General features: G+C 53.6%; 26 protein-coding genes. 1 reads left to right on the top strand and 25 read right to left on the bottom strand.

The window, feature by feature from the left end; genetic code table 11:
• Positions 1 to 55: 55 nt before the first annotated feature.
• The 23 genes from ACODR9_RS04510 to ACODR9_RS04400 form a co-directional block, all read right to left on the bottom strand.
• Entirely contained in the window at positions 56 to 421 is a 366-nt protein-coding gene (locus tag ACODR9_RS04510; protein WP_488807836.1) for a hypothetical protein, read from the bottom strand.
• Positions 422 to 460: 39 nt separating this feature from the next.
• Positions 461 to 604, bottom strand: a complete 144-nt coding sequence (locus ACODR9_RS04505) for a hypothetical protein (RefSeq protein WP_488807835.1) — start codon at positions 602 to 604, stop codon at positions 461 to 463.
• A gap of 233 nt (positions 605 to 837) precedes the next feature.
• Complete coding sequence (locus tag ACODR9_RS04500; RefSeq protein ID WP_488807834.1) at positions 838 to 1170, bottom strand: hypothetical protein; 333 nt, start codon at positions 1168 to 1170, stop codon at positions 838 to 840.
• A 41-nt stretch (positions 1171 to 1211) separates the two neighbouring features.
• On the bottom strand, positions 1212 to 1586 hold the full coding sequence (locus ACODR9_RS04495) for a hypothetical protein (RefSeq protein WP_488807833.1): 375 nt from the start codon (positions 1584 to 1586) through the stop codon (positions 1212 to 1214).
• Between the two features lie 392 nt (positions 1587 to 1978).
• Positions 1979 to 2266: a hypothetical protein gene (locus ACODR9_RS04490; protein ID WP_488807832.1), complete on the bottom strand. Its 288-nt coding sequence runs from the start codon at positions 2264 to 2266 to the stop codon at positions 1979 to 1981.
• A 115-nt stretch (positions 2267 to 2381) separates the two neighbouring features.
• Positions 2382 to 2669 carry a hypothetical protein gene (locus ACODR9_RS04485; protein WP_488807831.1) on the bottom strand — a complete coding sequence of 96 codons (288 nt, stop codon included), beginning with the start codon at positions 2667 to 2669 and terminating at the stop codon, positions 2382 to 2384.
• Between the two features lie 2 nt (positions 2670 to 2671).
• Positions 2672 to 3103 (bottom strand): hypothetical protein, encoded by a 432-nt coding sequence (locus ACODR9_RS04480; RefSeq protein ID WP_488807830.1) that lies wholly within the window; start codon positions 3101 to 3103, stop codon positions 2672 to 2674.
• 170 nt (positions 3104 to 3273) lie between these two features.
• Positions 3274 to 3561 carry a hypothetical protein gene (locus ACODR9_RS04475; RefSeq protein WP_488807829.1) on the bottom strand — a complete coding sequence of 96 codons (288 nt, stop codon included), beginning with the start codon at positions 3559 to 3561 and terminating at the stop codon, positions 3274 to 3276.
• Between the two features lie 280 nt (positions 3562 to 3841).
• The gene (locus ACODR9_RS04470) at positions 3842 to 4072 is read right to left on the bottom strand and encodes a hypothetical protein (protein WP_488807828.1); all 231 of its coding nucleotides are present in this window, start codon (positions 4070 to 4072) and stop codon (positions 3842 to 3844) included.
• Positions 4073 to 4087: 15 nt separating this feature from the next.
• Positions 4088 to 4336: a hypothetical protein gene (locus tag ACODR9_RS04465; protein WP_488807827.1), complete on the bottom strand. Its 249-nt coding sequence runs from the start codon at positions 4334 to 4336 to the stop codon at positions 4088 to 4090.
• A 273-nt stretch (positions 4337 to 4609) separates the two neighbouring features.
• Positions 4610 to 5296 (bottom strand): hypothetical protein, encoded by a 687-nt coding sequence (locus ACODR9_RS04460; RefSeq protein WP_488807826.1) that lies wholly within the window; start codon positions 5294 to 5296, stop codon positions 4610 to 4612.
• Between the two features lie 257 nt (positions 5297 to 5553).
• Positions 5554 to 5718, bottom strand: a complete 165-nt coding sequence (locus tag ACODR9_RS04455; protein WP_488807825.1) for a hypothetical protein — start codon at positions 5716 to 5718, stop codon at positions 5554 to 5556.
• Positions 5719 to 5897: 179 nt separating this feature from the next.
• Positions 5898 to 6743: a hypothetical protein gene (locus ACODR9_RS04450; protein ID WP_488807824.1), complete on the bottom strand. Its 846-nt coding sequence runs from the start codon at positions 6741 to 6743 to the stop codon at positions 5898 to 5900.
• Entirely contained in the window at positions 6743 to 6958 is a 216-nt protein-coding gene (locus ACODR9_RS04445; protein WP_488807823.1) for a hypothetical protein, read from the bottom strand. The genes ACODR9_RS04450 and ACODR9_RS04445 overlap by 1 nt, the downstream gene beginning before the upstream one ends.
• A gap of 11 nt (positions 6959 to 6969) precedes the next feature.
• On the bottom strand, positions 6970 to 7188 hold the full coding sequence (locus ACODR9_RS04440) for a hypothetical protein (RefSeq protein ID WP_488807822.1): 219 nt from the start codon (positions 7186 to 7188) through the stop codon (positions 6970 to 6972).
• 13 nt (positions 7189 to 7201) lie between these two features.
• Positions 7202 to 7663: a hypothetical protein gene (locus ACODR9_RS04435; RefSeq protein ID WP_488807821.1), complete on the bottom strand. Its 462-nt coding sequence runs from the start codon at positions 7661 to 7663 to the stop codon at positions 7202 to 7204.
• Between the two features lie 61 nt (positions 7664 to 7724).
• On the bottom strand, positions 7725 to 8303 hold the full coding sequence (locus ACODR9_RS04430; protein ID WP_488807820.1) for an NUDIX hydrolase: 579 nt from the start codon (positions 8301 to 8303) through the stop codon (positions 7725 to 7727).
• A 30-nt stretch (positions 8304 to 8333) separates the two neighbouring features.
• Positions 8334 to 8573: a hypothetical protein gene (locus tag ACODR9_RS04425; RefSeq protein ID WP_488807819.1), complete on the bottom strand. Its 240-nt coding sequence runs from the start codon at positions 8571 to 8573 to the stop codon at positions 8334 to 8336.
• A gap of 183 nt (positions 8574 to 8756) precedes the next feature.
• Positions 8757 to 8987, bottom strand: coding sequence for a hypothetical protein (locus tag ACODR9_RS04420; RefSeq protein WP_488807818.1), 231 nt, complete (start codon positions 8985 to 8987; stop codon positions 8757 to 8759).
• A gap of 342 nt (positions 8988 to 9329) precedes the next feature.
• The gene (locus ACODR9_RS04415; RefSeq protein ID WP_488807817.1) at positions 9330 to 9536 is read right to left on the bottom strand and encodes a hypothetical protein; all 207 of its coding nucleotides are present in this window, start codon (positions 9534 to 9536) and stop codon (positions 9330 to 9332) included.
• A 17-nt stretch (positions 9537 to 9553) separates the two neighbouring features.
• Entirely contained in the window at positions 9554 to 9961 is a 408-nt protein-coding gene (locus ACODR9_RS04410) for a hypothetical protein (protein WP_488807816.1), read from the bottom strand.
• 143 nt (positions 9962 to 10104) lie between these two features.
• Positions 10105 to 11163 carry an ATP-grasp domain-containing protein gene (locus ACODR9_RS04405; protein WP_488807815.1) on the bottom strand — a complete coding sequence of 353 codons (1059 nt, stop codon included), beginning with the start codon at positions 11161 to 11163 and terminating at the stop codon, positions 10105 to 10107.
• A 277-nt stretch (positions 11164 to 11440) separates the two neighbouring features.
• Positions 11441 to 12385: a hypothetical protein gene (locus ACODR9_RS04400; RefSeq protein WP_488807814.1), complete on the bottom strand. Its 945-nt coding sequence runs from the start codon at positions 12383 to 12385 to the stop codon at positions 11441 to 11443.
• A 207-nt stretch (positions 12386 to 12592) separates the two neighbouring features.
• Between ACODR9_RS04400 and ACODR9_RS04395 the strand changes: the two genes are divergently transcribed.
• Complete coding sequence (locus ACODR9_RS04395) at positions 12593 to 12988, top strand: helix-turn-helix transcriptional regulator (RefSeq protein ID WP_488807813.1); 396 nt, start codon at positions 12593 to 12595, stop codon at positions 12986 to 12988.
• Positions 12989 to 13048: 60 nt separating this feature from the next.
• Here ACODR9_RS04395 and ACODR9_RS04390 read toward each other — a convergent pair whose 3' ends face one another.
• Complete coding sequence (locus ACODR9_RS04390) at positions 13049 to 13342, bottom strand: hypothetical protein (protein ID WP_488807812.1); 294 nt, start codon at positions 13340 to 13342, stop codon at positions 13049 to 13051.
• A 52-nt stretch (positions 13343 to 13394) separates the two neighbouring features.
• A complete protein-coding gene (locus tag ACODR9_RS04385) occupies positions 13395 to 13619 on the bottom strand; it encodes a hypothetical protein (RefSeq protein ID WP_488807811.1) in 225 nt (74 codons plus the stop codon).
• Positions 13620 to 14321 lie beyond the last annotated feature (702 nt).

Raw genomic sequence — 14321 nt, 5'->3', positions numbered from 1 at the left:
CACTTCAGCCGACGAAACGCCACCCCATTGCCAAGATCCGCGCCGCACCCACTCTCTAGCATTCAATCTGAACCGTCATTGGCGCGAGGGAGCCCAAGCATCCGAGATTGACCGGATATGCAGAAGGAGCGCCACGCATGCCCTCCGCAACGCACTCTGTCCATCGCAAATACATCTCGCCGAAGCTGAGTGATATCTTACCGCTTGCTCGCTGCAACAGGATGTAGTCCTGTGCTGCTTGCTCGTGCTCGCGCTTCCCAACGCCAGTGACGGTCAAATGTCCCGCCTGAAGCACGACCTTGATGGATGGAGAAACATACCGATAAGTGGGATATGAAACCTTCCCAATCCATTCGACAGAATTCATACCCTGGGTGATAGCTAACAGTTCACATTGCTTGGCAAACTCTTGCGGTGTCATGCTGTTTCCAATTAGTTGCTGTTTGGCATTATGAGCTGTTCACTCCGCTCCGCGACGAAATGCCACCACATTGCCAAGATCCTCACCCAGTGCACCACTATCCCGGTACTCGACCCACATCTGGTAGTGAGCCTGGCAGTAGTGCAGTTCCGGCCCGATCTCATGCGCATGCTGTTCACACATCGCTGCATCACATGTCTTGCCATCACCTACCGGGAAGTCACATAGCAGCTCACCGACCCCCGCACACCGGTGACAGTGCGCGCCAAGGTCCCCGCAGATGGTCACCTTGTCGCCAGCGGCGCGATTCTTGATAGCGCAGTAGTGCTCCCATGTACTCTGAAAGCCCATCTGCTTCCAAAGGGCGAATTCTTCCCTCGTAGGCGGCCTGGCATGAACAACATAGCAGGGCATGATCAGCTAACCACGGATCGGCCGTACACCAACGAGTTGATTAAGTCGGTGATGTGATTGAAGCCTTTCCTTGCCGCTTCCCTGTCATCTGCGCAGCCAAAATGCAGCTGCATTTCATCCAGATAGAGGAACGTGTAGTCGGCCTCGAACTCTGCCTGGGTGATCACTCGTTCGTTCCCATCAGGAACGTGGATCATCACAACTTCCGGCCCCCATGTCTTCATCACATAGATCGAGCCGGAATTACGGTAGCCGTAGGGGAAAAGTGTTTTCTCGCCATGTTCCTTGCGATACTTCTCGTGATCACGTTTTACCTGGTCGAAAGTCAAAGCCATTTGCACCTCTGCTTCGGAATGGAGTGGATTGGTGTTGCTGATTACGCCCGCGGCAATGAATACGCCACGCCCTCTGGAAAGGTGATCGTTATGGGTAGCCCATAGATCAGCGTCTGGACTGCATCACTCTGGGCTTTGTGCATGGCGTGTGCAGCCTTCTTGGCCTCGTCTGTACCGAACACGAACACACTTTCGTCCTGAACCCAGAAGTGCCATTCAGCATCGAACTGCTGGCGCGAAATCGTCTTCTCCACGCCCTTGAATACGGGTGCCAGTACCACTTCACTGGCTGATGACCGTTTAACGATGCAGAGCACGCGTGTACGTCGGGATTCAACGACGAAGAGTGCACGATCGCCATGAGCTTGGCGGTATGACTTTTCGTCGATGCCGTACTGTTCAATTGTCCGTTCCATGGGTAGTCCAGTATGAATAACAACCCCACTCTACTCATGCCAATAATTGAGTCCAGTGAATCGCTAAATCATGCGGCAGGTGCTCCCTGTTGCTGGTGAAGACCAATGCAAAACGCCCCGGCAAAGGGGCGTTTGAGGGCTTGAATCATTCAGTGAAATTGCCAGCCTGGGCGTGATCGTAGCTATCTGGCTCACGATGCTAGATTTGGAGACGATCAGGCTGCAGGAAGGCAACCACAGGGCGGATGCGGCACGCTGGACTTCGCATCCTTCATGGGCCTGTCACTGAAAACCGGCCAAATCCACTACTGTCATTGGCGTGAAACTTAGCCCATGAAGGCCACTTGCTAAGTGGAATAATAGGTTTCGTCATAACACGACCCTCATGGGTATCAGTTCACAGAAGGCAGTGCCGGCGGCACCACTTCTGCATAATGCGTGACAACACCATCGTCACCGACTTCACCGAAATTCACTTCATCGACCGGGTCGAAGCGAAGGGTGCCATCGGGCTCGGTTTCGAGCTTGATCAGCGCCGTGGTGCGCACCTCATTGCCGGTGGGAGTGCCGACAGCCTGGCCATCATTGCCTGTGTCACCATCCCACTCCTGGCGGGATACACAGACCCACAAAAGGCCATCCTCAGGCGGATTGTTGTAGTCGAAGGGAATGAATTGCATGGCACGTCCTTTCAAAAATTGTCGCCGATATCGGCTGGTTCACGGCCTGCGACAGGGAATGGCACCAGCCTACCGGGCATCGAATTGAATGCAAGAATGCACCTGCCAGATCGACCTACACGGCACCCTGGTTGAATTGGGCAAATCCATTGGTGCTGTCGCCGAAGATGCGTACTTTGATGGATGCTCCCGCCTGCAAAGCAGTAACAGCTGCAGGCCCGGCACCTGCTGCTGCGACGTAGGCTTCCTGGCTAATCGCCGGCCCGGCAATGACCGTCCAGCCAAACTTGCGACTCTTGCGCATCGCATACTTGAGGATTGCGCTGTCTTTTGCCGAGATGCCTTGATGTTCGCCCGACAGTTGGCGCACTGCCTGTACCGGGTAGAAATTGCGTGCTCGCATGCTCATTTCCCTGTGTGTTGAATTGGTGACCGGCCTGAAGTGCTCTCGGCCGTCTTGCGTGCCGCGGCGCGCAGGCAGGCATCCATGAATGCTTGCTTCTCGCTTGATGCAGGCAGCCAGAAGTCGTCCTTCTGCCGGCGCTTGTGATTGTCTTCCATCACCCACGAATCACTGTTGGAATCGTACTTGCAATAAAAGCGGGTCGAGAATCCACCATGGGCCACCTCCTCCGCGACGACGTACACAACGTCCGGGTCGGGGGTCGGGATTCCCTGCGAGTAGGCGGGCATCATGTCGCAGGCCTTCACGTCCAAGCCATGGTCGTACATCAACTCCATGGGCAGGCCCATGGCAGTACTCAGTGCCTGAGCAAGGTGAGCACGATCAGAAATGACCAGCATCAGATCGAGCGACCGCTTAATGGCTGCAAACATGTATGACCTGTCCAACTGAATGAATGATTGCTTCACTCTACCCATATTCATCAGCCAGTCCAGCAAACCGGGAAATGATGCCCGGTCCCACAAAAGCAAAAATCCCCTTTCGGGGATTCAATCCTGGCGCAACTGCCCGTGTACCTCAGAAGCACCGGCGAGAATTCCGGTCAGTATTGCGCGTACACAGCGTTGAACTCCTCAGCCGATGGATGCTCCTTGCAGCTGCTTACGATCCATTCGCCCGTTGGGCTCCGTTCGTCTATGTGCTTGAAGCCGGCCTCGCACCCGTTGATCCACTCTTCTGCCTCTTGGTCATCATGCTCAACGTGGCACTCACCGCATGGTGCAAGATCACCAATGACACAACCGCAAGGCGCATCAGGGCTGTACAGGCCGCCAAATCCTTGTGCCTCAAGTCGTTGCTGCACGTCAGCAATGATTTCGATTCGTCTCATTGGGGCTGCTCCGTATTCCTGTATTGGTTCATGCATGCCCGCCAAGTCCAATCACGATGACGGTTGCCACACTCTACCCAGATTTAATGGCTAGTCCAGCAAACCGGGAATTGATGCCCTGCCCTACAAAGCGAAAATCCCCTTTCGGGGATTCAAGCTGAATACATGCCACCGAGACGTGGTGAACGATTCGTTGCCAGTCAGAATACGCCCCGGCTCCGGGTACACCGGCTAACCGGGGCGTTTATCTCTTGTGGACGCCGGGTTTGCCAAACGGCTTTCAGTCTTTGGGCTGTGTGGTGCTGCGCCATACGGAAGTCATGTGCTCCATCCAGCCTGGCTCCAGCGAATCCACAGCATAGGCTATCGAATCAGAAGGGCACAGTTCGCGCATCCGGCCCGAGGCAAGTGCGACGTAGCGTCGCTCACCGCTGGAAAGCACGCCCACGCGCTGATAGTTACCGGCCCATGCTTCACGGGCAATCTCGTCAAGGTGTTCTAGCTGAGTCATGCATACTCCCGGGCTCTAAGCCCATTGCCATTTGAATTTGTGCTGATTGGTTGTGGTGATGAGGACGGATAGATTTCTGGCCTTATCGCCGCGCTCCCACATTTCGCTTTTGGGCATCTTCAAGACGACTTCATCGCCAGCTTCCATCCAGAATTCCTTGTCGCCTAACATCGTGCTGAAGATGGCTGAGTGCTCATTCGTTGCACGAAAAAGTACATTGTCGCGAAAGATGCCAGAGCGAACGCGAACGCATTTGATTGCCATCCTTAATCCTCTATCTTCTTGATGTATTGAACATGAACAGGTTCTAGCTATTCACGAAAAGTCTAGCGCATGTGACCGAGGAGAACCGTGTCGTTACCGAGCACAACAACACGCAGGCTGAAAAATTCGACCAGTTGGCCGGCCGGCTGTCGTCTACCTTCAGCCAGTAACTCATCGGCCTTTCCTGACCGATAAGCCACTCAACCAAAAAGCCCGACAATTCGGGCTTTTTTCCATTCTGTGGTGTGCGCCAGAAACTCAGATGTTCCACCATCAACGAATACTAAGCGCGTACTCCCGGTAGACATCTAGCACCCTGCGGCACACCTCATTCCAAGCAGGGTTGGACCAGTGGAGTCTGACCAACCCGTCTCGCAAATCAAACAGAGGATTATAAACTAGCATGGGTTCCTGGCGATCAGCCGTCGTGATGGCCAGACCGTCTACACCCCAGAAAAAGCGGGGCATGGCCAGTGGTTCGCCGAATCGAGAGCCGGTGGTGCGAAGCGGGCGCAACTCGTACCAAACAACCTCAACAATGTCGTTCAACATATCAATGAAGTTCAGAGGTTCGGCTTGGTACATTAATAGTGTGGCCGCATTCATACGCTCATACTGCTTCTGCAGCAACGAATCCGCTTCCAATCCTTGAAGTAACAAAATGGGGAAAGTGGTATTCGCCCATATCAGTACGGGAACGAAACTCTTCTTGTCTGGCTCTACAATTTTCCTGTGGTTCACATGCTCATATGCAGGTTGACTATCACCCACAGTAATGGCCAGTTCACCACCGTTTTCTCCCTTCCGGGAAATTGGCACCCCATCCAAATATGCCGAGAGATACAGGTTGCCATTAAAAAAACGCGCTGACCCCTGAGGGTCCGACAACGCTAGGGTTGCTTCGTACAGAGCCTCAGCCAATATCTCGGCCGTCACTTCACCATTGATCTTGATCCGCATGGATATCCGCTATCGAACGAACTGAACAACACAAACAAGAAATTATTCGTACCGCTTGGTCTTGCGGTTGTACTGGCCATACTTGAGCTTGGTCGAGCATCGCGCAGTGTCAGGATTCCGGCAGGGCTGGCCCTTCTCAGCCATCCAACCGCAACTGCATTCTTCCCAGCAGTCGCACGTACCAATGCCTACGGCACCGCACTTCGTGCAGCGAACCTGGGTATCGATGATCTTTTCAATGGTCACGCCTGTGCACCTCAGCGACGGGAAGGCAGGCCAACTTCCATTTCGAACATGTCCGCGAGTTCGGCAATACCGCTACCATCATCGTTGCCTTCGAGCAGCCAGTCTTCAATGGCGCGAATGTCGGCGCGTTCATCAGTGCCCAGATGCTGGGCGATTTCATCGGCAAGCTTGTCCATGGTGCTTCCAGTATTGAGAAATAGAGCCCGTCCCTTGCATTGAAACCTGCACAGGCCAGAGGCGATAAGCCGGAATGATAACGAGAGAAAAGCGGTGTCAAAAGCGAACCGTGAAATCATGGCTCGGAAGCTACATGGCGGGTTGAAGATGTGGATGCACTGCAGGCCATCGGTGGCCATTATTCGCCGCGGGCTGGCCCCTGGGCTTGCCGGTACTGCTCAACTGTCTGCATGCCTGGCGGTAGGCGATGGCCATAGGAAAACGACAAGCTGTCGGCTTCCTCGATCACGCCCTGAACCTGTCGATAACCGGTGGATGCAAGCAGGCTCTCTATGCGGATCCTGATGTAGTGCGGCATGACTGACTTGTGTTGGCCGAACTTGCCATGAATGGTCAGATCCACGGCCTGGCCCCAGCGCCGATCCCTTGACCTGTCAGACACGTTGAAACGCATGAATGTCAGTTCGTGCTCAATGTCCCAGCCCCGCCGGCCGACCACTTCCATATGGGTCAGCAATGCGGTGAACGAAGCATCATCGTAATCGATTGCATCGTCTGGCACGTCCTCAGTCGGCCATTCAGGCCGATGGTAGTACTCCATGGGGGTAGAAAACAGAGAGTCGTGGATTGCGTCCACGCGCAGACCACCATCCTCGAAGCGAGGCAGATGGTCAACGAAATCCCGGAGCCCGGTCAGGGCACGTTTGGCTACCGTCCTGACGGCATGCTCAGCGCTGACATGTGTCAGCTCGTCGGCCTTAACGAAAGCCATGAAGTGCGGGTCACCGCATGTGCGCCGGCCGTGCCAGTCCCAGCGACGGAGACGAACACCAAATCCATACCGCGCACTGCCCCACCCGGTGCTGGATACCTCAAGCGTTGAGGTCCAGCCAATCCTGGCCAACTCCAGACGCAATGCATGAATGGGCAACGCATCGACCTTGGAGAGCAGTTCGCCGGCTCGATTCGACAGCGCCTGGCTACGTTCCGCATGGGTCTGAATGGCAGGTATATCGCTCGGCATCACCAGTCACCCGTTGCAACTTTTAGTGCCGCCGGAATCGTCACGCCAGACAGCAGGATGCACGCCAGCAAATAAAATGACCGGCCTTCTCCGGACCAATCCGCGACATTCGGGACCTGGTAGATGAACGCCGCAGCAGACCAAGCCATGATGAACACTTCCAGCGGGACGCCGAAAACGATGGCTTGTATCTTCCTGCGAAGACTGAGCTTCATGAAGATAGCCCTCAGGAAATGCCCAAACGCTTCTTGGTCATGGAAATCAGCGCCATAAGTACCGCGAAGATGGCAATCCATACACCAAGGAACAAGACGAACTGGCCAATTCCCCAATGCGACAAGCGGGGTTCCTGGTAACGAATGGCGACTATCGCCCACGTTGCAAACAAGGACTCTAAGTTGAAAAACATCATCGAGACCATGAGAGACTTATTTACTTGAATCATATTTCAAACCTCACTATTTCTTACTGAACGACTCCACGATATCAAGGCTTCCTAGACTGTCCAGATCCAGCGGTGCCACTGTGCGGCTGCTGCTGGGTTCGAAAACCTGGTGCGAACTCACTGAAGCCTTCCCGGCCGGGTAACCCGGCTCGCCGAACGCTACGACAAAAATGTAATCAGCTACCCCGCACTCCCAGCGCGGATTGAAGCTGGAATCACCGAAGCTGGACCGATACAAGGGGGAGAGATCATCATCCCCCTCATAGATGGCATGAGCAGCATCCAGCACTACCAAGTCATCCTCTCCACCAAAGGAAAGCTTCCGCGCCTGAGCAAAAGTCTGCGCCGCGGTCGCAGATGGATTATCGGCTAGCCACCATGCCAACGCCTGGGCAACCTGCCCATTGAAACCGCATACCGCCTTGAGACGAACCTGACCCTCAACAACCTGCGACACTACTGCTTGTGTTCCCATTCCCCGCACACCTCTTAATTATCTGTTTTTTAGTTTTTCAAAGTACTGACACTAAAGCTATTCAGCTGGCTTCCACAGATCGCATCTCATCAATCAGCAACTGAGCATATGCAGCAAGCGTATGGCCGCAAACTACCTGACCACTCGAAACCAACGAATGAAAATCGCTACGTGAAACTATCCGTACGGAATCAATTTCGTCCTTATCAAATCCGGTTTGCTGAGGAATTTCGTGGACATCAATACGAAAAACATCCTCAACACCATTTACTGTTGCGGTCTCAGGCGCAACCCTACCTATCTGACGAACAGTGCGGGCCAGATAACTGGTCTCTTCCTGCAACTCACGCTCTGCTGCCTGACATAAGACTTCCCCGGCCTCTACACCTCCACGAGGGAACTCAAGAGACAAACCTATCGCGGGCAAGCGATGCACATTGACCATTACCAGATCGCCGTTCGGAAGAACGGGGATCATCACAACGCCCTTTTGATACCGCAGGCCCTCGACGTAGTGGAACCGGCCATTATGAAGCATCTTGAAGAATCGGTTTTCATGCAGCACAACCGGATTTTCTTCAGTGCCCTGATAATCGACCACCTTTGTGAGCGGTCCCGCAGTTTGCAAACTCTTAAGCACACTGGCCTCCGTCTACCGCTATTTGCGGGCTTATACGATCGGTGCGAAGAGATGCAGAAAGTCCATGGAGGACAGCACCTGGTCGCGATACTGAATTGCCGCATCAGCAGCAGCCTTCGGGATGCCGCAGTCGCTAACCCAGAATCCGACAATCTCATCATCTGACGACACATCGTCGTTAATGAGGGTGTCGTTGATCTGCTGCTTCAAGTTCTCTTCCAGCTGCTGCAAGCATAGGGGAAGAGATGAAAGGTCGATGACTTCTACCATGACAACTCCATTCAACTGTCCGAGCGGCAATGCCGCAGCGATTGATGAAAGTTACCATACAGCAGAAGTTCAGGAATTCAAGCCACCCAAAGAACCGAAAACGGCCAGCTGGAAGTAAAGCTGTGCAAACAGGTAGCACTTACTCATTGGCCGGCTTGAACTTCGCCCATCACGGTTTCCAGTTCAAACCGCTTTCCGCTTGTACTCAACTTCCACCGGGCTTTCGAAGATACGCTTACCAGTTTCTACATGGACCACCCACACACGCCATCCGGAGCACTTCTCAGCAATGGACTTACCGACTTCAAGTGCTTCGCTGCGACGGTATGGACCATCGGCTGCAGTCGTTACTTTCTTGAACATTGACGGATTACCCGCCACGTATTGCACGTCCCACACGCGTGTCGTCGCCATTTATTTCTCTCTTTGAATGGTATGAATGATGGAGCGAAGGTATCGCAGATCGCGGGCAATGCAAGCAGGTGAGTTCTATTGCAGCTGATGGTCGTAGAACTGGAGGGGTGCAGTCTAAGACGGGTCTGGCTATTTTCCAAATTAGGAAATTTATACGGCCATTTCCTAAGGACACCACTCAACGACTATTGGTGCATCAATAATTGAATGGTCCTTAAGGGGGCCTGGCTTACTGAGTAGCGTGGTTTGTTAGCCGTACTGCCTGCAGGCTCACCGGCCCGGCCCCACCATTCGACGCAGAATGTGCGGTGAATACAGGACGCATTCACAGCAAAATGATGGTTATCGCGTCGGCTCATCTTCGACACGAGCCGTTGCGCCCTTGGCAAAGTCTACAAGCGGGGCATTCCCGGTTCGGAACGTCCGCAAATCTATATAATGGACCAGCTGAGGCTCACTGCTCTGGCGCGTGATATCTACCACCTTGCGGTTGCCCTTCCAGCGCTTGCCGCAATAGGTGTTGCCTTTCCGAATCTCAATAGACTCCATCGATCATCTCCTCCTGGCTACTTGCCGGTGGCCTTAGTAGGGGTTAGAAACTTAAGGCACTGTGTTATCGCCTGGGACATTTCTTCTTCGTCCTCGAAGTCCATCATCCAGTCCTGAAACAGCCGATCCTTGGGCTCCCGAGATGGGAACTCGAAATCTTGGCGGTAGCCCCAGTACATGCGTCCACAACCAGCTGACGCGTTGGAACCAACGCGAATGCATTTCTCCTGCAGTTCATCTTGCAGAAATAAGCCGGTTGAGTGAGCGGAATTCCACCCGGATATGGAAACGGAAATGCCCGTGCCCTTGAGTTTCGGGATCAATGCCTCCACGAAATTCAGTGCCCAGCACATACCGTTGTAGACACAAACTTCTTCAACTCGGTCTTGTTCGGATGCTTCAACAGCGGCCTGCAAATGGCTCATGAGGGGTACTTTCGAAGGTTGAGTTTGTTACCAGCCAGTTTATCGTTGCCCGGCAAGGGCCGTTGGCTCTATTAAGATTCCATCGTACACAACTACATTTTGATGGCAACACCACCATCTTTGGTCCACTGCATCGAAGATAGCTAGACCCAAGACAAATCCTGGCCCAACTCGGCTCTCAATACCGCAAGATAATCCAGTGCGTACAGCCCTGCGTTCTTGTTCGGATTAAGCTCGATTGCGCAAACTGAGCCATCATCCTTGGTTGCCAGATCAAGCACGTAGTTTCGGCATTCCGGCGCTTCTGTACGAAGGGCCTGAACGAAGTCATGGGCAAATGCCTGGTAGGGCTTAACAAGATCTGGCCGGCTGAGAACGACGCCATCTCCGCGCACCCACTCCACCTGTTGATCCCAAGTGGATTTGTTGTTGAGCGGCGTGTGGTGCTCGATGCACCCTGCACCGGCTACCGGCTGGTGGTTGATGACAAATACGCGGTACTCGGCGTTCATGGGCTGGAACTGCTGTACAAGAAAGGCGTCTGCATCGCCTTCGTGATGAACACCAGCCCACAAGATATCATCGGCCTGGCGACTGATGCACTCCCCGGCTACCTCACGGGTACATCCTGCAGGTACGGTGATACGGGTCAAGGGTGCGTACTTTGCCCGATTAACCTTGATCATCAGCCCATGGGGCGCATCGCTGGACAACTCGGCCACGGCATCGAACAGGTGCTGCCCTGGTGCTGACGTGCCTAGCAGACCACACAGGCGAAGCTGCCGGCCGGCAAATCGTTGGAATGTAGCAAGGCTTGCATAGCGCTCAGCCAACTCGGCATTCTTGGAGGTCATGTTTGCCACTCTGTACGCGGCAAACTCACCGCCACCCCGGCTCCATGCCCCCAAGTAGATGATGGACGCCCCTGGCGTGATCACCGCAGCAGACTGCAGCATGATGGCCTGGCCTACCCCGTTGAGAAGCGCTACTCGGTCAGGGCAGATTTGCATGGCACTGGCCAGACGCACGGCCATTTCAATCCAGTCTTCTCGATCAACATCAGGGGATGCCTGGGCTTCCGGCACTGCGTCCTGCCAGCACTTCAGCAACCGGTCGAGACCGAGTGTTCCATCGAAGGTGATAGCGTTTGTGCCAAACCGAAGATTGAGTACCACGGGAAGGTGAGAATTTGCGAGATTCATTCCCCGGCATCCGCCCGCCCCGGGGCTTTTACAAGGTACTTCCTGTGGCAATCTGGGCCGATGCCCCATACACCCATATAGCCAGCATCCCCGTCGTTATTGGCTTCCTCCTCGGTTCTGGCCCAATCACCACCACCAACGATGGTCACGGGGTGCTCGAAGGGCTGAGCGACCGCTTTGCCGCAAATTGCACATGGAGTCTCACCATCCTTGAGTTTGGCCTCGTTCTGGCTGAACCTGGGTGTGCTGAATGGTAGAACGCGATATACGTTAAGGCTCATTGCTCGGCAAATTCCTCTTCTAAGCTCAATACACGAGATGGGCGGTACAGCCGGAAGCAATAATACCTGGAAGAATCCGCCCAAATATTACGCTGAACACGGGACTGGACACCTTCCAGAATGAAGGACAGGTCCATGCCTGCCGACGTGGAATCCCCCTCTACTGGTTGACTTGCATCAAATGCTTCGACAAGTGGGGATGCATCCCCAAACTGGATACGATGAGAACCGACACGCAAATGAGCCACATTGCGAGAAATCATAATGTCGGATGCACCGCGAAGAGCATGTGCCAACGCCTGATCCGGCTGCCCCAGTTCAGCGCCGAGCTGGCCCGGCCATGCAACGGTGACTGCAACGGCGCGAGGCCGTGGGTCCTTCTTGTCGGTGCCATTGAGCCGTGCGATAACAGCTTCCTTGGTTACACTCCACTTGCACCACTTCTGGTACTCATCCCAGTCGGCCATCGAGCAAGCGAGGCTCCTTGCTCCCTCGTAAGCAAGATAGGCAACCGGAAGGAAATCTTCAGACTGCAGAATGGCATGATCAAGTGCCTTGGCCACAAAGTATGCAGCTACGCACCACTGCAGCACGGGAATGCCATTCGCCAACCTCTCGATCTCCCCTTCGGTGGTCAGCGCATTTGCGTGACGCACATAGTGGTTCCAAGGCTCTTCTTTACTAGGCGTGCATCCACCATCGATATCAGGTATAGCCATGGTCTCAGAGAACAGTGTTGCGATCACTGTTCCAACCTGGGCCTGCGTTTTGAGTACGAATGCGCTGAAGTGCTGATAGTTACCCAGCTCGACGTTGGTTCCATCTACGTACAGACCAATGGGGGTTAGCACCATTCGATCGGATATCGGCAAGGAAAGTGTTGGCATATCAGGACATGGCCCGTCATTGAAATAGTGATGAACTAAAGTATGCCGATCCATAACCAGCTGTCTAGCAAACCACATAATCACCGAGCTGGTGACTATTCCCGCGTTCTCAGAATGATTTCGCGTTTCATTTCGTCGGCCCAGCGTCCTTCAGTACGATCCGCATCGACTTCTGCAAAATGTGTGACAACATCCCCGCGTCTTGCACCAAGTGCGGCCTACGACTGAGACTAATACAAACGAAGAGGGGCACACTGCTCTATGACTGCAAACATCGAAGAATCCTCGTTCCAAAGTAGGTTCAAGCGCCTGCGTGCTGAAAAAGGCCTCACCCTAAAGCAAGTCGCCACCGTGGTAGAAACGAGGATTCAGGCCGTTCGTAAGTGGGAAGTGGATGGGTTGCCCCGGGGCCTGGACAAGCAGAAGAAGTTGGCGGTCCTGCTGGGCACCACGGTGGAATATCTCTTCTTCGGCGACGATTCCGTCAAGGGGGATGTAGGCCAAGCATGGCTTAGGCTGAATCGTGCAATTAGGTCCACGACCGGTGCATCTCTCCACACCATATCGGATGCTCTGGCCGAGCTTGAGAGTGCGCGGGCGGTGTACGAGCGGCTAGTCCGCGAAACTAATTGCCACGAGCCATCTAGGCTGGGATAGATAAGCCTGCGACTAATTGGGTAGGCCCGACTTGGAATAGACCGTCTTTTGCCCGGCACTTCATCGCATAGTCTCTCTGGGAGAAACTTCCATGCGCCTGGCTACAAACCGTAGAGAAAGCCCCATGCCAAGCATGGACAGAATGGCGATGGCAACCACGGTTGGGTTTCTAGCGGGCTCAAGCAACACCCACACGCACTTTCCGATAGCACAGCAAAGGCATGTCGTGCCCATCGCGTGCCATCCTCTGGCCTGAAACGGATCCAGTCGGATAAAGATGTACGCTAATAGCCCAACAACTGCACTCAGAATGGCGACGATTTCAATCGTGCCTTGAACTACCTTGATGTCCATTGACACTCCACAGGTTTATATCAGGGCTTCGCGACCTGGGCTAGCTGGGGTCTTAAAAAACGCGGTAAATGTATTCCTTACCCGTTGCTTTCTCTTTGACAATAAACTCATTGCCGCTGTCGAATTGATTCATCAGATCTTCGTACAATCTAAGTGCGTTTTTAAACACTTCCACATATGAAGTTGCCTCAGTTCTCTCCTTGATTTCGATAAGTCGAGTCATGGACTTTTCAGGAAGATCAAATTGGACACGGGTAGCTTTCTTTTCGGTGGTCATAATGTTCTCTAAGTATTCTATCCCATCTTTACGATGGCAAGATGCAAATTGAGTTTCCCTGAATGACTCCAAGAGTAATTTTGGATGCAATTACTTTAAAACAAAAGCGATTATACATCAGGTTATGCAACATTGCAAATCTGATAATGATGTAAATCGGAGTAATACTACATCAGCCACACGGCCTTTACGCACAGACTTTGTTGTTTTTTTAGCCTTCTCGACTTACGGAAAACAACGATGCTAACCATGAAGGGGTCTACAACTAGCGTGAGAGGAAGTGCAGATCGCCCACCTATATTGAGCTAGAAGAATGAAATGCATGAATGGGCAAGGTGCTGATGGACCTTGCTACAAACCGAAGTGACAGGCCACTCAGGGCTTCGCGCCCTGGTCGGCATCCCTTTGCATTAGCCATCCAGATACCCACCGTCCTGAGGCCACCTCCCCTTCGGGATAGTCGGTGATCGTCTTCCCCTGCAGGTAGCCAATTTGGCCTAGCAAATACATCGGGGTGTCTGATGGGGTATTACCGGTTTCCACGCAGCGGGCCACGAAACCGGCATGCCAATCGTTCATGATTCGCTGGCCACTGATGTACGGGCAGTCCGCATATCGTCCTGCTTTGTATCCAGCAGTTCTTGCTGCAGCTCGGGATTGATGTGATTGCGTTGTAGGTTCCATAGGTTTAGTCCTGCTTCG

It is taken from the genome of Aquitalea sp. FG25, from assembly GCF_057809375.1.
The sequence above is the reverse complement of the archived record's forward strand: the minus strand, read 5'-3'. Positions and strand labels throughout refer to the sequence as shown.